This window comes from Shewanella sp. SR44-4, assembly GCF_014163715.1.
GTDB lineage: Bacteria > Pseudomonadota > Gammaproteobacteria > Enterobacterales > Shewanellaceae > Shewanella.
The window spans coordinates 92,778-116,750 of sequence record NZ_JACJDU010000001.1 but is presented as its reverse complement, the minus strand read 5'-3'; the positions used below and the strand labels follow the sequence as shown (position 1 = coordinate 116,750).

At 41.1% G+C, this 23,973-nt stretch carries 22 protein-coding genes; 7 read left to right on the top strand and 15 right to left on the bottom strand.

The window, feature by feature from the left end:
- The first annotated feature begins 13 nt into the window (after window positions 1-13).
- From H5125_RS00510 to H5125_RS00495, 4 genes are all read left to right on the top strand, one after another.
- The gene (locus H5125_RS00510; protein ID WP_101085228.1) at window positions 14-3,250 is read left to right on the top strand and encodes a mechanosensitive ion channel domain-containing protein; all 3,237 of its coding nucleotides are present in this window, start codon (window positions 14-16) and stop codon (window positions 3,248-3,250) included.
- Between the two features lie 24 nt (window positions 3,251-3,274).
- Window positions 3,275-4,009, top strand: a complete 735-nt coding sequence (locus H5125_RS00505) for a glycerophosphodiester phosphodiesterase (protein ID WP_101085227.1) — start codon at window positions 3,275-3,277, stop codon at window positions 4,007-4,009.
- Window positions 4,010-4,042: 33 nt separating this feature from the next.
- Window positions 4,043-4,996, top strand: coding sequence for a D-2-hydroxyacid dehydrogenase (locus tag H5125_RS00500; protein ID WP_182743159.1), 954 nt, complete (start codon window positions 4,043-4,045; stop codon window positions 4,994-4,996).
- A 354-nt stretch (window positions 4,997-5,350) separates the two neighbouring features.
- Window positions 5,351-5,542 carry a bacterioferritin-associated ferredoxin gene (locus H5125_RS00495; RefSeq protein WP_011638763.1) on the top strand — a complete coding sequence of 64 codons (192 nt, stop codon included), beginning with the start codon at window positions 5,351-5,353 and terminating at the stop codon, window positions 5,540-5,542.
- 93 nt (window positions 5,543-5,635) lie between these two features.
- On the opposite strand, the gene parC is transcribed toward H5125_RS00495, so the two are convergent.
- From parC to nudF, 7 genes are all read right to left on the bottom strand, one after another.
- Window positions 5,636-7,939 carry a DNA topoisomerase IV subunit A gene (gene parC, locus H5125_RS00490; RefSeq protein WP_182743157.1) on the bottom strand — a complete coding sequence of 768 codons (2,304 nt, stop codon included), beginning with the start codon at window positions 7,937-7,939 and terminating at the stop codon, window positions 5,636-5,638.
- Complete coding sequence (locus H5125_RS00485; protein WP_254439942.1) at window positions 7,932-9,032, bottom strand: sorbosone dehydrogenase family protein; 1,101 nt, start codon at window positions 9,030-9,032, stop codon at window positions 7,932-7,934. Before H5125_RS00485 ends, parC begins: the two co-directional genes overlap by 8 nt.
- 108 nt (window positions 9,033-9,140) lie before the next feature.
- Window positions 9,141-11,027, bottom strand: coding sequence for a DNA topoisomerase IV subunit B (gene parE, locus H5125_RS00480; protein ID WP_101085223.1), 1,887 nt, complete (start codon window positions 11,025-11,027; stop codon window positions 9,141-9,143).
- Between the two features lie 70 nt (window positions 11,028-11,097).
- Window positions 11,098-11,670, bottom strand: coding sequence for a YqiA/YcfP family alpha/beta fold hydrolase (locus H5125_RS00475; protein ID WP_162023876.1), 573 nt, complete (start codon window positions 11,668-11,670; stop codon window positions 11,098-11,100).
- 64 nt (window positions 11,671-11,734) lie between these two features.
- Entirely contained in the window at window positions 11,735-12,574 is an 840-nt protein-coding gene (cpdA, locus tag H5125_RS00470; protein ID WP_101085221.1) for a 3',5'-cyclic-AMP phosphodiesterase, read from the bottom strand.
- A gap of 35 nt (window positions 12,575-12,609) precedes the next feature.
- The gene (locus H5125_RS00465) at window positions 12,610-13,047 is read right to left on the bottom strand and encodes a DUF1249 domain-containing protein (protein ID WP_162023877.1); all 438 of its coding nucleotides are present in this window, start codon (window positions 13,045-13,047) and stop codon (window positions 12,610-12,612) included.
- A gap of 39 nt (window positions 13,048-13,086) precedes the next feature.
- Window positions 13,087-13,713 carry an ADP-ribose diphosphatase gene (gene nudF / locus H5125_RS00460; protein ID WP_101085219.1) on the bottom strand — a complete coding sequence of 209 codons (627 nt, stop codon included), beginning with the start codon at window positions 13,711-13,713 and terminating at the stop codon, window positions 13,087-13,089.
- Between the two features lie 425 nt (window positions 13,714-14,138).
- Here nudF and tolC point away from each other — a divergent pair, with 425 nt between their 5' ends.
- Window positions 14,139-15,434, top strand: coding sequence for an outer membrane channel protein TolC (gene tolC, locus H5125_RS00455; protein ID WP_162023878.1), 1,296 nt, complete (start codon window positions 14,139-14,141; stop codon window positions 15,432-15,434).
- A 132-nt stretch (window positions 15,435-15,566) separates the two neighbouring features.
- Here tolC and H5125_RS00450 read toward each other — a convergent pair whose 3' ends face one another.
- From H5125_RS00450 to H5125_RS00440, 3 genes are read right to left on the bottom strand one after another with little or no spacing between them, the layout of a single operon-like run.
- The gene (locus H5125_RS00450; RefSeq protein ID WP_101085217.1) at window positions 15,567-16,301 is read right to left on the bottom strand and encodes a TIGR04219 family outer membrane beta-barrel protein; all 735 of its coding nucleotides are present in this window, start codon (window positions 16,299-16,301) and stop codon (window positions 15,567-15,569) included.
- A 2-nt stretch (window positions 16,302-16,303) separates the two neighbouring features.
- The gene (locus tag H5125_RS00445; RefSeq protein WP_101085216.1) at window positions 16,304-17,275 is read right to left on the bottom strand and encodes a DUF2333 family protein; all 972 of its coding nucleotides are present in this window, start codon (window positions 17,273-17,275) and stop codon (window positions 16,304-16,306) included.
- A gap of 12 nt (window positions 17,276-17,287) precedes the next feature.
- Window positions 17,288-17,776, bottom strand: a complete 489-nt coding sequence (locus H5125_RS00440; protein WP_182743155.1) for a copper chaperone PCu(A)C — start codon at window positions 17,774-17,776, stop codon at window positions 17,288-17,290.
- Between the two features lie 35 nt (window positions 17,777-17,811).
- Here H5125_RS00440 and H5125_RS00435 point away from each other — a divergent pair, with 35 nt between their 5' ends.
- Window positions 17,812-18,549, top strand: a complete 738-nt coding sequence (locus H5125_RS00435) for an enoyl-CoA hydratase-related protein (RefSeq protein ID WP_182743153.1) — start codon at window positions 17,812-17,814, stop codon at window positions 18,547-18,549.
- Window positions 18,550-18,621: 72 nt separating this feature from the next.
- Here H5125_RS00435 and H5125_RS00430 read toward each other — a convergent pair whose 3' ends face one another.
- The 5 genes from H5125_RS00430 to H5125_RS00410 form a co-directional block, all read right to left on the bottom strand.
- A complete protein-coding gene (locus H5125_RS00430) occupies window positions 18,622-18,822 on the bottom strand; it encodes a PspC domain-containing protein (RefSeq protein ID WP_011638776.1) in 201 nt (66 codons plus the stop codon).
- Window positions 18,823-19,003: 181 nt separating this feature from the next.
- Entirely contained in the window at window positions 19,004-19,309 is a 306-nt protein-coding gene (locus tag H5125_RS00425) for a hypothetical protein (protein WP_059744650.1), read from the bottom strand.
- A 733-nt stretch (window positions 19,310-20,042) separates the two neighbouring features.
- On the bottom strand, window positions 20,043-21,092 hold the full coding sequence (dusA, locus tag H5125_RS00420; protein ID WP_182743151.1) for a tRNA dihydrouridine(20/20a) synthase DusA: 1,050 nt from the start codon (window positions 21,090-21,092) through the stop codon (window positions 20,043-20,045).
- Window positions 21,093-21,557: 465 nt separating this feature from the next.
- Window positions 21,558-22,067 carry a hypothetical protein gene (locus H5125_RS00415; RefSeq protein WP_182743149.1) on the bottom strand — a complete coding sequence of 170 codons (510 nt, stop codon included), beginning with the start codon at window positions 22,065-22,067 and terminating at the stop codon, window positions 21,558-21,560.
- A gap of 261 nt (window positions 22,068-22,328) precedes the next feature.
- Window positions 22,329-22,724 (bottom strand): cupin domain-containing protein, encoded by a 396-nt coding sequence (locus H5125_RS00410; RefSeq protein WP_182743147.1) that lies wholly within the window; start codon window positions 22,722-22,724, stop codon window positions 22,329-22,331.
- A gap of 697 nt (window positions 22,725-23,421) precedes the next feature.
- On the opposite strand from H5125_RS00410, the gene H5125_RS00405 reads away from it, so the two are divergent.
- The gene (locus H5125_RS00405; RefSeq protein WP_101085209.1) at window positions 23,422-23,889 is read left to right on the top strand and encodes a chemotaxis protein CheX; all 468 of its coding nucleotides are present in this window, start codon (window positions 23,422-23,424) and stop codon (window positions 23,887-23,889) included.
- Window positions 23,890-23,973: the final 84 nt, after the last annotated feature.

Below are 23,973 nucleotides of genomic sequence, written 5' to 3'. Positions count from 1 at the left end.
CAAATTTGCTACCATGGCCTTACTCCAACCTGAGCAAAGTATTATGTTACGTTTAGCGTGTTTATTCCTGTGTTTCCTTATAGTTAATACACTGTCGGTTTCTGTATTCGCCAATACTCCCCTAACCCTAGATAAGCGTTTGGGGCTCAATAGCCAAGCCGAAAATCAGCCGCTTGATATCACATCTCAAATTGCAGAACTGCAAAGCAGCATTGAAAAGCTGCAAATAGAACAACAAACCTATACCAATATTGAACAATCTAACAACGAAACCAAACTATCACTTACAGGGCAGCTACGTGAAGCGCAAATAGCATTGAGTCTAGATGCGGATATAGACCTTGATCAGCAAGCTTCAATGGCCTACTTTCACTTATCGGAATTAAAAGAGACTGAGTCGAGCCTTAATGATAAGTTGCGCCTAATTTCACAACGTCAGACATTATTACCAGACTTAATCGTTCAGGCACAAAATGCCTTAACTCAACATAATAAAACCCTCCAAGTCCCGATTGAAACTCCGTTAGGTCAACGTAACAAACTTCAAGCAGAACTGCTAACGCAGCATATTGCGACCTTAGAATCGGAACGTTTAGCTAACCCTAAGCAATTAGAGATCACCCAACTACAACAACAGCTCAATCGCTTATCGTTAAGCCAACAAGAAACCTTTATCGAGCTTATCAACAAACATAATATTGAGTATCGTCAGCAGCAAACCGCAGACACCATAGCCAACAACTTAATTGATGCCCAAGAGCTAGCCGACCCATTGTCTCAAGATTTAAGCAAATTGAATCAACATTATGCAGAACAATTACAAAAACTTACTAGCAATATAAAATCTGCGATAGAGAAACAGCAACGCATTGAAAAACGCTATCAATCGCAAAATGCACAGCTATCAAACGTGCTTGAGCAAATTACCTGGGTTAAAACTAATTCTGCATTTGGCGATCGTTTTTTACAAATGCTGCAATCATTGCCGAAACCGCCCAATCTCGACAAATTGCAAACTGAATTAGCTGACACACGGCTAGAGCGCTACCAATTAGAACAACAACAAGCGTTAAATAGTCAGCAACTCGATGACAGCGAAATGTTTAATGAAACCCAAATCAAATTATTGCAATCACAGCAAGTATTGATAGAGCAGCTACTGCAAAGCTATGATCGATATTTAGCTGAATTTGCAAAATTGCGCATTGGGTATGAACAGTTAAATCAACTGCATAACACATTAAAAAACACTCTTAATGAGCATTTGTTTTGGGTACCTAACGCCCCTAGCATTGGCGCGTTATGGCTAATTGATTTAAGCCACAGTAGCGTTTGGTTGCTGCAACCGAGTCAGTGGCAGTCATTACAACAAGCGTGGTCCGAACAAAGTAATTATTGGGCTTGGTGGGGAATTTTATTATTGTGCTGTTTAATGGCACAAGACATGCTGACACCTAAGTTCAATAAAGCGATTGGGCGCTATGCCATCTTTGTCGGTAATGTGACTCAAGATAAATTTAAATACACCATCAAAACCTTAATCATCAGCTTAGTGTATGCCCTAATAAAACCCTTACCGGTGATCATGGCTGGGTTTATATTCTCGCGATCAGAGCAAAACATGGTGTATGCCGTCGGAGTGGGCATCTTAGCCATTGGTGTCTGTTATCTCATTTATCAATTCTTTTACTTATTAACCGTTGATAAAGGCATTTTGATTAGCCACTTCAGACGGCCCAAAAAAATTGTTAAACAAGCACAACAAACCATGGCTTCATTTGTCATGGTATCGGCACCATTAATCGGCTTAATGGGTTTCACCGAAGCACTAGATACTTCATTAGTACGCAACAGCCTTGGCCGCGGGGCATTTATCGTTTTCTGTATTGTGTTATGCCTGTTGTATAAAGATATCATGTTACTTATTGGCCAATATCGTAAAAATAAGCCTAACGCCACTAACATGGAGTTGATTCAAAAAGCGGTATGGGCACTTCTAGTTGTCACGCCAATTTTTAGCGCTATCTTAGCGGGAATAGGTTACTACTTCACGGCTTTCCAGCTGCTATTACAGCTACAAATATCGGTACTGTTAGGCTTAGGTTTCTTACTTACCTATCAGCTCATTAAACGTTGGATGTTAATCGAGCGTCGCTTAATAGCCTTTGACCGTGCCAAAGCTAAACGTGCAGAGCGTCTTGCACAGCGTGAAAGAGGCGAAATGAATAATGAGCCGATAGAAACCTACGAAGAACCCGTCGTTGATTTAGAAACCATCTCTAGCCAATCGTTAGGCTTAGTAAGATCGATCCTAATCTTAGCTTTTTTTGCCAGCTTATTAGGCATTTTGGCGCAAACGCATACCGCGGTATTCTCATTTTTAGATGGCATTACCTTATGGACCACCAATAGCAATGTAAATGGTATTGAGCAACAAGTGCCCATTACATTAAAGTCGATTTTATTTGGCATCATGTTAGTCGGGTTCTCAGTCGTTATTGCAAAGAATCTACCCGGTTTACTTGAATTAATGCTCTTACAAAGACTCGATTTATCACCAGGCACAGGTTTTGCGATTACCACGGTAAGTAGCTACCTTGTGGTATTTTTTGGCACGTTGTTCGGTTTTTCAACCTTGGGCATGGAATGGTCAAAATTACAGTGGTTAGTTGCCGCATTATCAGTGGGCTTAGGTTTTGGCCTCCAGGAAATTTTTGCCAACTTTATTTCCGGTATTATCATTCTATTTGAAAAACCGATCCGTATTGGCGATACCGTCACCATTAGAGATCTCACTGGTACTGTCAGTAAAATCCAGATTCGAGCAACCACAATTGTCGATTGGGACCGTAAAGAAATTATCGTGCCTAACAAAGCCTTTATCACCGAGCAATTGGTCAACTGGTCTTTATCAGATCCAATTACCCGCGTTATCGTCACGGTATCTGTATCTCGTGATTCAGATCCAACCAAAGTAGAAATGCTATTGCATCAAGCGGTGCGCGAATGTGATTTATCATTAACCAGCCCAGAACCCGAAGTTTGGTTTGCTGGTTTTGGTCAACACACACAAGATTATGAAGTACGTTCGTATGCTAAAGACATGTCTGATCGTTGGCCGCTGCGCCATAATTTACATAAGCGTATTAGTAAAAAATTGAAAGACAATAATGTTGAACTTGCCTACCCTCAGATGGAAGTTCATATTAATCATGCGCCTAAAGAATCCACAGGATTATACAAGGGCTAAGCTAAGTATTGATTAAGGACACCTATGCTCGTTTTTGCTCACCGCGGCGCCAGCGGTTATGCTCCTGAAAACACCTTAGCCGCAATGGACAAAGCGCTCGACTTGGGTGTTAATGCCATTGAACTGGATGTGCATTGCGTTGAAGGTGAATTAGTGGTGTTTCATGATCGCCGCTTAGAAGGTAAATCAACCGGAACAGGGCTAATCCATTTAACCACCAAGGCAGCATTGGCTCAATTTACGGTTGGCGGACAAGCAATCCCCACATTGTGGCAAGTACTCGAACGAGTCAGTGTTAGCAGCAAAGGCTCGTGTACTATTAACATCGAATTAAAAGGCATTGGCTGCGTACAACCGTTTATTGCCTTATATCCTCAAGCCTTAGAGCAACTTAGTTTCACCCCAGAACAACTGTTAATATCATCCTTTAACCATCCTTATTTGGCGCAGATAAAACAGTCTTTTCCGCACGCGGTGATCGCACCATTATTAGCAGGCATTCCGCTCGATCTAGCTACAATAATGACCACACTTAATGCCTATTCAATTAACCTTGATGTTGGTTTTATTAATCAAGCCATTGTTGATGATGCCCACCAGCGAGGCGGCAAAGTGTTTGTTTATACGGTTGATAACCCACAAGATATTCAAGCGTTAAAAGCGATGGGCGTGGACGGTATATTCAGTAATTACCCAGATAAAGCCATCGCTGCTGCAATGATGCCGATAACAACCGATTATAGCGCTTGGTTTGAATAATCTAGTTATCCAACGTTCGACAATGAGGTTAATGTGGCACATAAACTGTTATTACTCACCAGAGAAAACGATCAATATAGGCAACTATTAACAAAACTTTGCCTGCCGAACCTCGAAATTGTTGACGATCTGATGGTTGATGATTCTGGCAATTACACCGGCGGCAATATTAACGATGCCGATATTTGGTTAGCAGAACCTCATCTAGCGGCTTCATTATTGCCGCATGCAACAGCACCAAAATGGTTACAATCTACCTTTGCCGGTATCGATGCATTAATGCATCCATCGTTACCACATGATTATTTACTCACCAACATTCGCGGTGTATTTGGCCCGCTTATGAGTGAATATGTTTTTGGTTACCTGCTAAGCCATTATCGCCACCATAATGCGTACACTCAACAGCAACAACAGCAGCGTTGGTTACCGGGTAGTTATGGTACTTTGCAAGGAGTCAAACTATTAATATTAGGCACCGGCTCTATCGCACAGCACCTTGCAAAAACAGCCCATCATTTTGGTATGACTGTCAGCGGGCTTAATCGAAAAGGTGCTCCTGTTAGTGGCTTTGATAACATCGACACCATTGATAAATTAGCCGACTATTTACCGCTAGCAGATGTGATTGTTAGCGTATTGCCCAATACACCTCAAACCAAGCACATATTAAATGCGGCTAATCTGTCGTTATTAAAAGCAGATGCCATGTTATTTAATATTGGCCGAGGTAACGCCATTGAATTAGATGCGTTACAAGCTGAATTAACCTTACAACCACAACGTCAAGCCATATTAGATGTATTCGAACAAGAGCCCTTACCTGCTGATCATCCACTATGGCATTACCATAACGTCACTATCACACCGCATATCGCTGCACCAAGCTTCCCTGAACAAGTAACACAAATTTTCAGCCACAACTATCAACTATGGCAACAATCTAAACCATTACAATATGTGGTCGACGTTAAACAAGGTTACTAAAGCTGCAATCAATTTAGGATTAACAGGGAAGGCTTGCGGAGATTTTGATCACTTTGGTGTATAACATCAAGCATGTACTTAATCTAATCCAGCTAGCATCTAACATTAACCACTTTCACAGTTCTCTTCACTCATCGAACTAAATTCATTTATATCAATACGTTAATTAACAACTGGTTTATGCCGGGACTAATATCGCGGTGCTGGTTTATCGGAAAAAGGTGAGCCAGATCAAACTGTATTAAAAATGATCGCTACATAAGCAAAATAGTTATTGCCAATGATAACTGTTTTCATTTAGAATTAGATTACTTTCTAGCTCAGACCATTTTTTTGAATGAAGAGGCTTTCCCTATGTTCGTTTGTCTTTGTCATGCGATTACCGACACTCAAATCAAAGCAGCTGTTAGCTTAGGTGACAGTTCGTTAGCTGATGTAAAGAAACGTCTTGGCGTTGCAGACCAATGCGGCAAATGTGCCCGCATGGCTAGTCAAATAATTCAAACACAGCTTGAGTACGAACCTAATTTCTATGAAGTTGCCTAGTCGCATTAATATATAAGTCGACTCTGCTTCCATAAAAAAATGCTGCTCATATGACATATGAGCAGCATTTTTTTATTCTACAATCCAGCATTCTTACTCGTTTATATCCAGATTATCGTCTTGCAAGCCGTCTTCTGCCAATGGTCCCATTTCGACATCAACACTGTCTACGCGTTGTAATCCTCTCGGTAACTTAGCACCACGACGACCTCGCTCACCACGATAGTGCTCTAAATCGCTTGGTTTCAATGTTAGCTTGCGCTTACCGGCCCACAAGGTTACTGCGGTATTATGCGGCACTACATTTAAGTGCAAAAGTAACTCTTCACGATTTTTAGCGCGATCGGTTGGAATACCAATAATCTTATTGCCTTTACCTTTTGATAGCTGTGGCAAGGCATCTAAGCTAAACATCAACATACGGCCTTCAGAGGTAATGGCTAACAACGATTGCTCTGCCGTTTTATTGATTAACTTTGGCTGTAGAGCTAACGCATTGGTTGGCAGACTGAGTAGTGCCTTACCGGCTTTATTGCGGCTAACCAAATCTGGGTAAGCACAAATAAAGCCATAACCAGCATCGGTTGCCAACAAGAAGAACTGTTCATCTTCGCCCATGAGTACATGTTGCATCGTCGCGCCAGGAGCCATATTAAAGCGTGTGGTAATTGGCTCGCCTTGGCTGCGCGCCGAAGGCAACGTATGACTGTCTGTGGCAAATGCACGTCCAGTCGAATCTATAAACACCGCAGCTTGGTTACTCTTGCCCATCACGCTACAAAGATAACTGTCACCAGACTTATACGATAAGCCTTCTACATCGACATCATGGCCTTTAGCACAACGTACCCAGCCTTTATCAGACAATACAACTGTGACAGACTCAGTTGGCGTTAACTCTTGCTCAGTCAGCGCTTTGGCATCTAAACGTTCAATAATTGGCGAGCGACGATTATCACCATAAGTCTCACCATCTTGGATTAATTCTTTTTTCACTAAGGTTTTCATGCGACGTTCTGAGCTTAACAATAACTCTAATTTGTCACGTTCTGCCGCAAGCTCATCTTGCTCACCTTTAATTTTAAATTCTTCAAGCTTGGCTAAATGACGTAATTTTAACTCTAAAATTGATTCAGCTTGTTTATCTGACAAGTTAAAGCGTGCCATCAACTCAGCTTTAGGTTCGTCGTTATAACGAATAATTTCGATCACTTCATCAATGTTTAAAAACGCAATCATTAACGCTTCTAAAATATGTAACCGGGCTAATACTTTATCAAGTCGATATTGCAAGCGGCGAGTGACCGTTGTAAGGCGGAACTCCAACCACTCAGTTAACAGTTGTTTCAGACCTTTTACTTTCGGACGACCGTCCAGTCCCAACACATTTAGGTTAACTCGAAAGCTTTTCTCAAGGTCTGTAGTCGCAAATAAATGGGTCATTAGCTGATCACAATCAATGCGATTTGAACGAGGTACAATCACTAATCGCACTGGGTTTTCATGATCAGATTCATCACGTAAATCAGACACCATCGGCAGCTTTTTGGCCTGCATTTGATTGGCGATTTGTTCTAAAATTTTACCGCTACTGGCTTGATGCGGTAATGACGTAATGACAATCTCGCCCTGCTCTTCACTGTAAACTGCACGCGCTCTGATTGAGCCTTTACCAGTTTCATAAATCCGCTCAATATCAGCTCTAGGAGTAATAATTTCGGCTTCTGTTGGATAATCAGGACCAGGAACAAACTCCATTAGGCGGGCTAAATCAGCTTTAGGATTATCGATTAGCTCTATACAGGCGCCTACTAATTCACGCACATTATGCGGCGGAATATCCGTTGCCATGCCCACTGCGATACCGGTAATACCATTCAATAATATATGCGGTAATCGTGCTGGTAAGGTTACAGGCTCTTTCATGGTGCCATCAAAGTTAGGGCTCCAATCTACGGTACCCTGCCCTAATTCCGACAATAACACTTCAGAAAACTTTGATAATCTAGCTTCGGTATAACGCATTGCAGCAAATGACTTAGGGTCATCTGGCGCACCCCAGTTACCTTGGCCGTCAACCAGCGGATATCGATAGGAAAATGGTTGCGCCATTAACACCATAGCTTCGTAACACGCACTATCACCGTGCGGGTGATATTTACCTAACACGTCGCCGACAGTACGGGCTGATTTTTTGTGTTTAGATTGCGCTGATAAGCCTAATTCGCTCATTGCATAGATAATGCGGCGTTGGACAGGTTTTAGACCATCACCAATGTGCGGTAGGGCGCGATCCATAATCACGTACATGGAATAATTTAAATAAGCCCCTTCGGTAAAGCGCCTCAGCGGCATTTGCTCTACACCATCAAGGCTTAATTCAATCGCATCACTCATTATTCGTTTCCTGTGATTGTTCGGGTGCATTATAAAACAAGCGGTAAATATTACCTTTTAGATCATCTGAAATGTACATTGCACCATCAGGCGCATTAATCACATCAAATGGACGTGCTACCGGAAATTCTCCATCCAGAAAACTCACCACGGTTTCACGTTTCATAATTTTGTTATCTTCCATTTCAAGCATCACAATTTGATAACCGACTTTACTTGAACGGTTCCACGAACCGTTTTCAGCCACAAAAATCTGTTTGCGATAACGTTCAGGAAATTGCTCGCCTCGGTAAAAGCTTAATCCCGTTGCAGCAACATGGGCTGGTAATTCAAATTCGGGCAGGGTGATGTTTAAATTTTCCGGTTTATCATAGGCGGGTTCAATAACATTTTTACCGTGCAAATAAGGAAAGCCAAAATGGCTGCCTTTAACGTCTAAACGGTTTATCTCATCAGCGGGAATATTATCGCCCATCCAATCTCGGCCTAAATCAGCAAACCACAACTTGTTAGTATCGGGTGACCAATCAAAGCCAATAACACTGCGAAGCCCAGAAGCTACTTGCTCACTGGCACCGGTATCGACATTAATCGCTAATATACTGCCAAATGGCGAAGCAGCCTCGCACACATTACAAGGCGATCCGATGGCAATGTATAAACGTCCGTCGGGTCCAAAATGCATCGAACGCGAATACTTTTTGTCTAAGCTTGGTAAATTTGAATACACTTCACGCGCACGGCTAGGGCGACGCAAGCGAGACTCAATCTCTTCAAAACGGATAATGCGATCGTCTTCAGTGACGTATAATGAACCATCATGAAAGGCTAACGCTTCAGGATAATCGAGGCCTCTGGCAATAAGATAACGTTTATCAACTTGGCCATTTTGATCGCTATCAACTAGCGCATAAACAGTGCCACTTTTTTGAGAGCCTACAAAAAGAGTGCCCTCATCGCCTACAGTTAATTGCTTAATATCACCTAAATCGGAAGCATATAAACTTAATCCAAAACCTTTGGTAACGGTAATCATCACCGATTGCGCAGCAGAGGCTAAAATAGGCGTCAGGGCTAAAAACATAACCCCCATGAAGGCGAATTTACCGCCCAAATTTACGTAAGATCGTAATCTAATATATTGCATGCTAATTATCTTTTGCCTTATGTTATACATTATTATTGGCACTAAGAAACACGGCTAAAGTAACGCTAGGTCACCTTTGGTTTCTAACCAACTTTTACGATCCGGTGCACGCTTTTTGGCAAGTAACATATCCATTAATGCCACGGTCTCATCGGCATCATCAATGGTTAATTGCACTAAGCGTCTAGTATTGGGATCCATAGTGGTTTCACGTAGCTGCAACGGGTTCATTTCACCCAGACCTTTAAAACGAGTCACTTGCACTTTACCTTTTTTATTTTCTGCCGCTATACGGTCTAAAATACCGGTTTTTTCCGCTTCATCCAAAGCGTAAAAAACCTCTTTACCGATATCAATACGAAATAACGGTGGCATTGCAATATACACATGACCATTGTTAACTAATACACGATAATGCTTTAAAAACAACGCACACAACAATGTCGCAATATGCAGCCCATCAGAATCCGCATCGGCTAAGATACAAATTTTACCATAACGTAATTCTGAAATATCATCACTGTCAGGATCGCAACCAATCGCAATCGAAATATTATGTACCTCTTGCGACGCTAACACTTGTCCGGAATCAACTTCCCAGGTATTTAAAATCTTACCTCTTAGCGGCATAATCGCTTGAAACTCGCGGTCTCGTGCTTGTTTGGCGCTACCACCAGCAGAATCACCCTCTACTAAAAACAACTCTCCTCGCATTGGGTCTTGGCCGCTACAATCGGTTAACTTGCCCGGTAACGCAGGTCCAGAAGTGACTTTTTTACGCGCGACTTTTTTGGCTGCCTTTAAGCGCCGCAATGCATTGCCAATACACAATTCTGCCAACTGCTCTGCTAACTCAGTATTAGAATTTAACCACAACGAAAAGGCATCACGAGCAATACCAGAAACAAATGCAGAGCTTTGACGGCTCGATAATTTTTCTTTGGTTTGCCCAGCAAATTGTGGGTCTTGCATTTTTATCGATAAAATAAACGCCGCACGGTCCCAAATGTCTTCGGGCGACAACTTAATTCCCCGAGGAACAAGATTGCGAAATTCACAAAACTCACGCATAGACTCAAGCAAACCTTGTCTAAACCCATTCACATGAGTACCACCTAATGGTGTCGGAATTAAGTTAACGTAGCTTTCACTTAAACTTTCGCCACCTTCTGGTAACCATGTAATAGCCCACTCAGCAGCTTCTAATTTGCCTTTAAAGCTGCCGACAAAAGGCTCTTCAGGTAATAAAACCGAGTCTTTTATCGCTTCTTTGAGGTAATCAGTTAAGCCACTTTCATAAAACCATTCATGCACATCACCATTTTGTTTATTGGTGAATTTAATCCGCAAACCAGGGCACAATACCGCTTTAGCTCGCAGAATATAAATTAATTTACTGACCGAGAAATTAGGTGAATCAAAATAACTTACATCGGGCCAAAAATGCACTCGGGTCCCGGTATTGCGACGTCCACAAGTACCCGTCACCACCAACTCTTCGACCTTAAAACCATTCTCAAAGGCCATTTCGTATATTTGTGCATCACGGCGAACGCTGATTTCAACTCGGGTGGATAAGGCGTTAACAACAGAAATACCAACCCCGTGTAAACCGCCCGAAAATTGGTAGTTTTTATTGGAAAACTTACCGCCAGCGTGCAATTTAGTTAGGATCAGTTCAACCCCAGGAATGCCTTCTTCAGCGTGAATATCCACCGGCATACCGCGGCCATCATCGGTCACTTCAAGGGAATTATCAGTATGGAGTACAACTTCAATTTTAGTCGCATGTCCTGCCAGAGCTTCATCAACACTGTTATCAATGACTTCTTGCCCAAGATGATTTGGTCTAGAGGTGTCGGTATACATACCTGGACGGCGTTTTACCGGGTCAAGTCCATTAAGGACCTCAATAGCGTCAGAAGTATATTGGTTGCTCATAATCCACACATTTGGAGTTAAATAGAGCCAAAGTTAGCTCAAATTGATCGTTGTTTGTAACGGTAGAAAGTTACAACTGAATAAATTTACATATTTTGTCTAATTGTTGTTCATAGCCGACAAAACTGTGATCGCCATTAGGCTCTAAATGTAATTCACAGCTATGGTACTTATGTAATGCTTGTCGATAATCTAACACTTCGTCACCAGTTTGCAACAGCACCAGAAAACGATCCGGGTGCCGGATCACGTGAGTATTATACAGGGCGACATCATCTTGATGCTGCGGCAACACTTGATAATGCTCATTGGTATAAGGATTATATTGAGGCCCGATAAACTCTTCAAATAATTCGAACGGTTTTACCGCCGGATTAATCAAAACAGCTCTGCCACCATACGTTTCGGTTAAATAACTGGCAAAATAACCACCTAACGACGAGCCAATAAAGCGCAATATCTGCCCTTGCCGTTTCGCTTGCTCAGCGATGTTGCACAATAAAGCCATAGCAGCAGAGGGTGATGAAGGTAATTGTGGTTGGTGAAAGTCGACTTGTGGATAATGTTGCTGAATATAGTGTGCGGTTTGAACGGCCTTATCCGACTGAGGAGAACTATTAAAACCATGTATATAAAGCAGCATATTCCCTCGCGAGACGGTTAATCAATACTTAACGTCCCTTAGTAACATAAGATGACGCACTAAACTAGTATCCGCTGGCCTCATTATCGGGTGCAAATCGATTTCCAGGCACGCGATACACATTAGTACGAATGCTACCATCGCCTGCCAACTCCAGCAAACGATAACCCGGTTGACGATGATCTAAGGCGAAATAGGAGGATAATGGTTTAAACTGAATACACGTCGATGGTGTCGCCATTAGTGGAATAGGACCATGCGGTCCACGATGAATATTATCGACTTGTTGGTGTACGTGCCCCCAAAGAACGCCTTTCACTTGCGGGTAGCGACTTGTTCGTTGCAAAAAGTCTTCGCCATTCATCATGCAATGCTGATCTAACCAAGCGCACTGCATTAAAATAGGATTATGGTGCATCACTAATAACACATGTTTATCTGGTGTCGCCTTAATTGAAGCCTCGATCAATGCAAACTGCTGTTCGCCCATATAGCCACCAGGCTTACCACGAACAGTTGAATCAAGCATTAATATTAGCCAGTTACCAATAATTATCCGTTGTTGACCAAACACTTTTTCACCCTGCATACGCAGACTCATTAAGCGAGGATCATCGTGGTTTCCGGGTAAGTAATGACAAGGCAGATCTAACATCTCAATCTTCTGCACAAAGTGCTGATAAGACTCAGGTGAATAATCTTGGCTAATATCTCCCGTAGCCAATAAAATATTGGCGGGATATTGGGTTGCAATAAATGTATTCAACACGGCTTGAAGACTTTGTGCCGTATTAACACCAAGCAATTGACCTTCGGGATCAGCAAAAAGATGCGGATCCGTCACTTGTACTAATCGCACAGGCTCATTTTCAGCAACAGAATAATGCACTGCGTCTTTAAGCACAAAATATTCCTAACATGGTAAAAAGAAGAAAAAAGCTACGATTGGCAAGTCACTCTCAGAGACCCAATCTTCAACAGCTCCTCAAGGAATGCATTCACCTGAAATTTTTCATCGCTATGATGCATATGTATATTCGGGTAATCATACACTGGCTTTAAGCGATAAATCTGTTGGCTAGTTAACACTTCTGCTAATTGAGCATCATGATAGACACGAACAATTGCGTTTGGAGATTTAAAAAAATGTCCATTTGGTATAGGGCGCGATATTTCGATTAACTGAGTATATTTAGTATTCTCAAGAAGATTGATCGACAACTGGCCAAACTCACCTTCAACCTGCCAAGGCACATTGACCGTAATTTGATCGGGTAACCATTTTAAAATATGTGCATAATTTCGACCACAAACCGCTAAAAACGCACTGATATTGGGTTGATATTTTTGCTTGTTTCTCTGGTTAAACTCTGCCACTCAATCATTCCTATCTTGCTTATCACCATGTTCAATAAACTAAAGTGCGTCACGAATCTGTTGGTAGTTTAGCATCAACCATTGGATGCCTAATACCGTCGATGCATTGTCAATGCGACCATTATTAATCCACTCATAGGCTTGTTCACGGCTAACAACATGCACACGAATATCTTCATTTTCATGTTCAAGTCCGTGTATTCCGCCAGCTTTGGTCGTATCAACCTGCCCCCAAAACAAATGAAAACGCTCAGAAGTGCCACCAGGACTGACTAAGTAACTGTTTATGCGTGTTAAACCTAATAGACTTAATCCAGCTTCTTCGGCCAATTCTCGCTCTGCAACTTGTTCTGGAAATTCGCCGGGCTCAATCATACCTGCCACTAACTCAAGAAGCCAGATTGATTTAGTAGTTGCTAATGCAGGTACCCTAATTTGTTCGATTAATACAATTTCATCACGAACGGGGTCATAAGGCAGTACAACCACCGCATTACCGCGCTCAAAAACCTCACGGGTAATCTCACCACTCCAGCCACCTTTAAACAACTTATGCTTAAAGGTGTATTCGTCCAACTGGAAGAAACCTTTATACAACACTTTTTTAGATATCAAACTAAAACCTGACTCTGCGTCAAAGGTTGTTAACACCGATTGCTCAGACATATTTATCCTTGTCTATCAAAACATAAACTAACGGGTCATTTTAACAGTTTAAATTAACATAATTAAGAACTAAGCATTTGAGCTTGAAAAAAGCAAAAACGGGTCTAATTAAAATAAAATCTGTTACACTTCAAATTTGACTTGAAAATGAAAAAATCACTACTATTAAGTAGTGCACAATATGTAGTAATCGACATGACATAATCGATATATTGTGAGCAATATGTAATCAACAATGAAATGTCGACATTGAACGACGCTATCATCTGTAAATTATTGTGCATATTCATTAAGCAAGTGAGTTAACACTGATTGCCGAGTTAAGATTAAATGATGATAAATCATTCACTTAACCAAGAGCATGACCAAATTATAAGTTAATCAACACCTCAAATTACCGAGGAATTGTCTAAAAAGGGCAGCAAATGAAATTCAAAATTGGTTCATTATACGCAGCATTAGCATTTGCTATTGCAGCACCAGCAGTACAAGCTGACGATTTACTTCAAATATATCAGCAAGCACTCACTAGCGACCCTATCGTTTTACAAGCCAAAGCACAACGTGATGCGTTATACGAGAGTATTCAAGAAAACCGTGCACCGTTATTACCAACCATCAGCGCAAACGTTGGTTATGCCAAAGCGTGGAACGATCCTTTAGCAGACACCGACGGTTTAACGGGTGGTGTTAGCTTAACTCAAGTTATATACGATCATAGTGCATGGGTTGGTTTAGATCTTGCTGAAATGGCAGCATCTCAAGCCGACTCAACTTATGCATCGTCATTACAATCGTTAATCACTCGCGTAACTAAAGCGTACTTTGACGTATTAACGGCTAAAGATAACTACGAGTTCCAAGGTGCAGAAAAAGCCGCCATTGAACGTCAGCTTGAACAAACTAAGCAACGTTTTGCAGTCGGCCTAACCGCAATTACTGATGTACATGAAGCTCAAGCACAATATGACTTAGCATCAGCATTAGAAATTTTGGCTCAAAATACCCTAGACAATAGCTACGAAACATTACGTGAAATTACTGGTATAGATCATAAATCAATTGATATTCTTGATACTAACCGTTTTTCAGCCGTTACACCTGCCCCAGCATCGTCTGCTGCTTGGTTAAAAATGGCCGAAACCAATAGTATCGATTTAATGACTCAACGTATCGCTAAAGATATCGCCAATGAAACCATTAAATTGTACAAAGCTGGCCATATGCCTTCATTGAACTTCAATGCTGGTTACAACAAAGGCGTTGATCAAACGCCTGGTCCAGATTATGACAACAGCAATGTTGGTATCACGTTAAGCATTCCAATTTTTGAAGGCTTTAAAGTCACCTCTCAAGTGAAGCAAGCGCAATTCCGATATGTGGAAGCTAGCGAGAAATTAGAGCAAACTCATCGTAGCGTTACCAAAAACGTGCGTAATAACTTTAACAACGTGAATGCGTCTATCAGTTCAATCAAAGCGTATGAGCAATCAGTTATTTCATCTGAAAGCGCGCTAAAAGCAACCCAAGCTGGTTTTGAAGTGGGTACGCGTACAATTGTTGATGTGCTAAACCGTACACGCGACTTATATGATTCAAAGCGTCAACTATCTGAAGCTCGTTATGGTTATATTAACTCTATATTAGCGCTTAAACAGGCTGCGGGTACGTTGAACGAAGATGATGTTATCTCGATTAACAGCGGACTTATTGCTCAATAAGCACTAGTCACTAAACACTAAGCACTAAGCACTAAGCTTACACAAAAATAAGCTCCCACAAAAAAACCGCCAATTGGCGGTTTTTTTATAGGCATTACAATTATTTATATAATCGTTAAGCTCGATACCGAATTAGAAAACTAATTCAACACCAGCAAATGCACCACTAAAGTCAGTATTCTGAGAAACACCAGAGAAGTTGCTTACATCAAAATTGAACTCGCGGTAACCAACACGGATAGAAGTATCGACAGCTAATCCGTCAAACTGCCATCCTAAACCTGCACCGTAGTCATATACATTAGATTCATCTACACCGATCATTACATCAGCAAAGCCAAACAAACCTAAACCAATCATGCCGACTTGTGCACTGGCGTATCCCATCACGATACCGCTATCGATATCCACCTCTTCTGGGTGACCTGCATCAGCAACACGTAATGAACCACTCATTAACTTGTATGCCGCACCTAAATCAACAGACACTAAGTCGTTATCGAGAATTTCGTAATACAATACAAAGTCAGTATTACTTAAGTCATTCGTCACTGAGGTTTCGCCAGTAAAATTGTGACCGTTAAAGTTAAAGTCGGCATTAGCAAGACTCGTGCTCGACTCAAGACGGTTTTCACGAATTTTAACATTAGGCACAAACGGCAATGGATGCTCAACAGCAATCCACACACTACCTTGTGAAGAATCATCATTAAAGCTGTGAGCAACACCACTATCATCATTAAATGCATTTGTGGTGTCTGCCTGCCAATAATCGGCGCCTACTTTAAAACCCAATACAGTTGCCGCATGAGCCGATGACACACTTAAAAGGCCCACTACAGCTGTGGCAAGAAGAGTCTTTTTCATCATTATCCTTGTGAGAGTAAATTAGTTAAATCAATTACCGCGGCATTTGCACGCGAAATATAATTAGCCATCACCAACGAGTGATTAGCCACTAAACCAAAACCATTTCCATTAAGAACCAAAGGGCTCCAAACTGTTTGCTGAGTAGCTTCAAGTTCACGAATAATTTGACGTAAACTGACCTCAGCATTTTTCTTTTCTAACACATCGGCAAAATCAACTTCAATAGCCCGCATAAAATTCAATAATGCCCAGGCTGAACCACGGCTTTCATAAAATACATCATCAATTTTCCACCAGCTGGTTTTAATTTCATTACTCGATAAACCCGGTGTAGATTGACGCGCAGACTTATCACCTGCTAAATCAGTATTTAAGCGTTCTTGGCCCACACTGGCAGATAAGTGTTGCGACATACTGCCTAAGCGTTTCTGAACTTCTTTCAACCATTCATTGAGATTATCTGCACGAGCATAAAACTGAGCATTATTGTTATCAGCGTCGTTGATTTTAGCACGGTAAAGTTTCAATAATTTGATCGCATCACGATACTCACCTTCAGCACTTGGCACTAACCAACTAGTATGACCAATGTTTAACTTCGAATGAGCGGCTAACAAATCAGTGTCCGCCGTCGACTGCGACTGCGAACGACTAAACTCTTTACGCATAGTGAGTGCTAAATCACGCACTTGCTCTAATGCACCAAATTCAAATGCAGGCATGTTATCCATCATTACCGACGGAGGCATAATATCATTAGATAGCCAACCACCTGGTTTATCCAGCAAGGTTTCCATGGTATCAATTAATGCAGTCGTTGTGGCATAACCCACAATTAACTTACCGTTATCGGTTTGCGACGAGACCGGCTTAATGGGATCCGGCTCAACGCTCCACCACACGCTAACAAAGTAAAGTACTAAACCCAGCACACCAACAACGGCTAAAATTTTATTCCTTGTTACTTGCATCAATATTGCTCCTTAATGATGGTGATGATGCTCGACATGTTCATCATGTTGAGCCGCGGTCTGTTTAAGCACTGTAAGCTCAATCATAAGATGCTGACCATCTTCAAAAATTAATTCTAAAGGCACTTTATCATCAATAACCAATGGCGCGGTTAACGACAACAACATCACATGGTCGCCAGTAGGTTGAAGTGTTAACGAACCGTGAGACGGTATAGTAAACCCTTCGACTTGACGCATTTTAACCATGCCATCTTCTTCTAAAATTGTATGTAACTGCGCTACTTTTGCCGCACTGGTCTTCACTTCAACTAACTTAACATCGCTGTTGTTATGATTTTCTAACGTAAAATAAGCGGCGGTATTAGGCACACTCGCAGGCATAGCTCTAACATGTCCATCGACCAGGACAACGTTAGCAGTGGCGGCGAATGATAATGATGATAACACTAAAAAGTTAAACAGATGTTTGAATATTGCTTTCAATGTCTTAAACTCCATGTAATCCCACTCGCGTTCACAACAGGAAGCTACGAATGAGTCATATTCAGGTAAGAGATGATCAAGGCGTGCGTATCATCAGTTTTAATCGTCCAGAAAAGCGCAATGCCTTTAATCTAGAAATGTATCAGCAATTCACAGAATACCTGATCCAAGGTGAAGCCGACAATGATATTCGTGCCTTTCTGTTCCATGGTACCGAAAACTGTTTTACCTCTGGCAATGATATCGTCGATTTTCTGCAAAGTGGTGCCTTAGATGACAATCATCCAACCGTTAAATTCTTGTTTTGTTTGTTAGATCTTAAAAAGCCTGTGGTTGCAGCGGTAACCGGAGCGGCTGTGGGAATAGGAACAACTCTACTATTGCATTGCGACTTAGTGTACGCCGACAATCAGGCTAAATTCCAAATGCCATTTGTCAATTTAGCGCTAGTACCAGAAGCAGCCTCAAGCATCTTGTTACCCTTAATTGTTGGCCAACAAAAAGCGGCTGAACTGATTTTACTGGGCGAAGCCTTTGATGCAGAGACGGCTGAAAAATTAACCATTATTAACCGCGTGGTTGCGCAAGACGAGCTCATTAGCTTCAGTCTAGCGCAAGCAAAAAAATTGGCAGCTCTGCCACCATTATCTATGCAAGCATCAAAACGGCTTTTACGTCATAACCAGGCAGAAGTTAAAGCTCAGATGAAATTAGAATTAGTTGAGTTTGCTGAACGCTTACAAAGTGACGAAGCAAAACAACGCTTCCAAGCTTTCTTAAAAAAATAACCACATACATCAATACATAACCTATCTGCGGGGTAATTAAACTTCCCCCGCTTACTCATTACTGGGCAAGCCTTAAAATCGAGATGTTTTTTGACTCATCACCACTGCAATCACAAAGTACGCAAGTAAACTAATACTTGGATTGGTTAGCACTAATCCTACTGTCACAATACGAGTCCAAAGTAATGACCAGCCATATTGTTTTGCTAACTTCGCAGATACGCCACATACAATTCGAGTTTCATCTTGTAATCTATTGATTAAACGGTTCATATTATCCTCTCGTACTTAATAAGGTTTATTCTAAAAGCAATGAGTTAAGATTAAGCTTGGTCATTAATGCTTGGCCAAAACAGCCAGCTGACTAACATCGCACACAATGCAAAACTGATAACTGGCAATAACAATAACGACATTAATGGCAGCACCAAGCCTATATTCATCGCCCCATCCATTACTTATTCTCAGCAGCTACAGCGGTACTCACTTGTGGTTGTTCAAAGCTAGCAAACTCTAAAGCTGAATTAATTTCAAAAACTTGTTCAGCAATTTGAGTTTGCAACGACAGCATTAACTCTTGCTTCACATTTGAAATCATCTCTTGGCTCGCTTGCGTCATATTCTGTTCTAGCGCAGCGACTGTATTAGAGATTGAAATTTCATCTGCTTGTGCCGAAACACTGGCGGTAACCAATAATGCTGCAGCAATTGATAGTTGAACACTACGGCGAATCACGTTGGTTGAAGTTAATGTAGACATAATGGCATCCTTTCTTGTGTTGGTTAATGGCAACTAAACACCCGTCTAGTTGATTACACAATAGGTATTACAAGCTGCGTGCCAACTTTCAAAAACCACTCTAACCACTTAATTTGTAAACCAAATAAATTAATTATAGTTTATATAACTGAACTGAAGTCGTGAGCAAAAAACCAACAGGTAGTAAAATTAACCATATAGTTAGTGAAAATGACCAGTGATTTTTATTAAGCATCTTAGCAAGACTAAAACGTCGTCAGAAATAGCCCAATATTACCACCCACCGAAAAGCTACAGCGAAGTAAGTGCTTAGATGAGTGGCTGAAGTAGAGGTTAAATTAACGGCGAGATTAATAGTTGATGAATGTGATGGTTACGCTGACAGAGTTAATGATTGAGATAATGGATGAGTTAATAATTGAGAAAATGATTGCGTGAGTGACAGGTTTAGTAACTGGATTCGTGACAATAGTTACTGACAATAGTCAGTGACGGTCTAGTCTTTTTAGGTCTTATCATAGGTAATTGTCTTGGCCACTTTTGTCTAGCGGGCTTTACAGATTCTCGAGCTGATTTTACAAACGAGTTAAAAATCAAAAAGTGCCTAATAAAAGACGCTTTTGATATGCTAACGGCTATTGTTAATATAACCGTCTGGGCGTTTATTTGACAACGTATTCTATTGAAATATCTCGCGATATAACTTCTCGATATAACCTATTAATATAAAGTGTTATATCAAAGTCGATTCGTCACTGGCCAATGCTTCGGCATCAACAAACTCAGCGGCTTTAAGCACTACCCCAATATCAGCATTAGGCTTATGAGCATTCTCACTTAAATGACGACGCCAGCCACGTGAACCCGGCAATCCTTGAAATAAACCAATCATATGACGAGTAATGTGGTTTAACCGACCGCCTTGGGCTAAATGAGCCTCAATATACGGCAACATTTGCTCAATCACTTGCTGACGAGTAATCACCACTGTATCGAGTCCACACAATTGCTGATCAACTTGCGCCAATATATAGGGGTTTTGATAAGCTTCACGCCCCACCATCACTCCATCTAGCTGGGTTAGATGCAGCTTAGATTCTTCAAGGGTTTTAATGCCACCGTTAATGCTAATGTTCAAGTGTGGATAGTCACGCTTTAACTGGTAAACCCGATCATAATCTAGCGGCGGAATTTCACGGTTTTCTTTCGGGCTTAACCCTTGTAACCAGGCTTTACGCGCATGAATAGTAAATGCACTACAACCTTGAGCGCTCACGGTTTCAATAAAATCCGTTAAAAACTGATAACTGTCTTGCTCATCAATCCCAATACGGGTTTTTACCGTGATCGGCATATCGGTTACCTGCTTCATCGCATCAACACATTGCGCTACTAACGCAGGTTCAGCCATTAAACACGCACCAAAGCGACCATTCTGCACTCTATCAGACGGACACCCTACATTGAGGTTCACTTCATCATAACCGCGCTCAGCAGCCAATTTGGCACACGCCGCTAAATCAGCAGCGTTAGAACCACCCAACTGTAACGCTACAGGATGCTCTTGCTCGTTATAAGCTAAATAGTCGCCCTTACCTTGTAATATGGCACCCGTGGTGATCATCTCGGTATACAACAAGGCTTTGCTCGACATAAGGCGTGCAAAGTAACGATAGTGGCGGTCAGTCCAATCCAGCATCGGCGCAATGGAAAAGGTGCGATCAAGCGTATCTGTTGGTATGACTAGCTTTGGTGTTGTATTCACTGAATTCTTTATACTCATAATTTGCGGTATTGATGCACCTTTTTAGCTGCATTTTGGGTAATCGTTGTTGCACAAGGAGCCAGTAAAAAAGTCATAAATTAGGCTAAAACAACTGGGCTGCCCTAAGTAATGGCTAATTATATCATTAACCCATCATCGAGAAGCAAGTGTCTACTGATTTAGGGAAAGATCACGGTGCGATAGAGTGTATACGTTGGTATGGCTAGCTTTGACGTTGTATTCACTGAATTAACACCTCTCACGTTTTTGAGTTTTTCACACATTTTAAGACGCTTTTACACGTTTTTAGAGGCCAGGGGAACCATAATGAATTGGGCAAATAAAAGTGGGGAACCAAAATTATGGCGTCTTATAGCATTCATAAACATGATAAAGCTGATGGTGCATGTAAGTACCGTTGCTTAATTCGCGTAAAGAAAGGCCACCAATTGGTAGCCACGGTTATTGATTAGTTTATTTGGTTTACAGTTGTTTTAATTCAGACCTAAGTGCAGATATTTGACGATCAATTGATTCGACTTCGGTACTGCCCTGTTGCATAACTGCGGTCATTTCTTGCGCTAGACTTTGCTGCCAAGTTGCACCCGCTAAATTATTGTTAGCTCGCTTACCAGTGGTACGCAATTGATCGATTTTATCATCACGATCTTTGAACGCTTTTTTCCTTTCTTTTTCGAGGTTTCTAATTTCACGTTCAATTTTTTGTTTACGTAAGTATTGAGCGATTTCAGCTTTTTTATCACGCGCATTAACAGCACTATCCAGCTGCCTTGCATCTATGGTCTCGTTAGTTAGGCTTTCAGGGTAACCTCTCGATGGTGCAACCACGCTGCCTACATTACTTAAATCTAACGGTTCGCTTTGGTCGTCGCACGGGTCTGCTTGATACTTACCATCTGCACACTTATAGACTTCTGCAGAAGCTGAAGCTGACACCATTATTAAAATAACGATTAATGATTTTCCATCCATAGAACACCTCTTATTTAGTTATTTTTATTGTACAACGATATGATTTCTCATGAAATTAAAATTAAAAACCATAAAACCTAAGCCACAACAAGAACTTAAGGTTGCAAAAACGCAGAGTAAACCAAGGTTTATCTTCTTACTACCTTTCACAACTGCACATTGCACAACGGCACTTTTCACGACAGCATTTTTGCTTAACCGAATAGGGCTGCTCGCGCTAATGGGTACTTAATACGGCTTCAACCGACCTATCGTTATTTGTTATGTTCCGTTTGGCTTCTCGATACTATGCTCTGTTGGTTGCGGTGTTATTGTCATAATTTTAACACCTTCTGGTGATTCAAAACGGTGCCAAACATCTTGGGGGATAACCAACATTTGCCCCGTCGATAAAGGGTAACGTTGCTCTACGTTATCAACTAGAAGGACTAATGTCGTTTCTCCACCTAAAATCTGAACGAACTCATCACCTTTTGGGTGTTTCTCCCACTCACTAAAACCGGAATAATGAGCGATATATATTCCACCGTCTCTATATTCAGATAATAGCGCAAAAGCATTTTTTGCTTGTTCATTAGTGGTTTCTGGCGTTCTATGTTTCAGAAAATCAACTCGTGAAAATTGATCATTTATTGTGATGGCTACAGATTTCGACACTTGCTCGATCCTTGTGGTACATGACGTTTAGTCATTGCGTTATTGATTTATCCTACATTTGCCATCTTATTGATGTAAAGCGATTAAATCATCTTAGCTTTTCAGGTAGCCAACACAGCGTTAAAAACATGAACTAGCTAATAGAAATTCCAAACTGAATCATTACAATTACAGTCAGCGACTTAACATAATGAACTATCCAACATCGGTATAATGGAAAAGAAGCGCACGAGCATAGCTATTGCTGTGCTTATCCGTTGGTGAGCCTCGCTTTGATGTGGCATTAACCGAATTTATCATCATTGGATAATCAACGTTTGCAGTCTTCGCTGTCGCGCTAATTGCTTTAAGTCCATGGGTAATCAATATTAGCTCCAACTAGAAACCACCTTAGTCAGTAGCGCAATCAATTGATGTTCAGCTCAGCCCTTGTAGCGTTAGACCGACCATAGTAAATTAATGGCTCATTCTAGATTTTTGTTACATGAATTAACTGTATAAAAATATTTTTACCGTTAATGCCACTATCAATTTCCTTTTTGTGCTCTAAGCTTAAACCTGTATTTCACTTTGCTGATATAGTCAGTATTTGTGTTAGTCAGCTACTATAATGATAGGGCCGTGTAGCGTTACGCACTCTTTATGCCCTCTCTATATACTATGCCACCCTTTAAAATATAGAAGGATTGCTTTGCCTATGAACGTTGAATTCATCAACCCATTTCTTGTGTCTTTAATCAATGTAATCTCTACCATGGCAACAATGGATCTTAAGCCTGGTAAACCTCAATTAAAAAACCATGACCTTGCAAAAGGTGACGTATCTGGCTTGATTGGTATGGTGGGTCCTAAAACTCGCGGTTCGCTGTCGATTACTTTTGAGCAATCACTTATCCTTGAAATTATGAATAAAATGCTTGGTGAAAAACCGGGGGTTATTAATGATGAAGTAACTGATTTAGTGGGTGAAATAACTAACATGGTGACTGGCGGTGCCAAAAACTTACTCAGCGAAAAAGGTTACGACTTTGATATGGCAACACCGGCTGTGGTGTCTGGTAAAAACCATACTATTTCTCATAAAGCGCGCGGTAAAAAAATCATGATGCCTTTTAGCCACGAATTCGGTAACGCTTTTATTGAAATTTGCTTTGAGGATTCTTAATCAAACATTAGAAGTTAACGCCAAAGTGAAAAACTGAATCTAACGCTGGCACCCAATTCTTAAAAAAACAGAGCCTCAAAACTA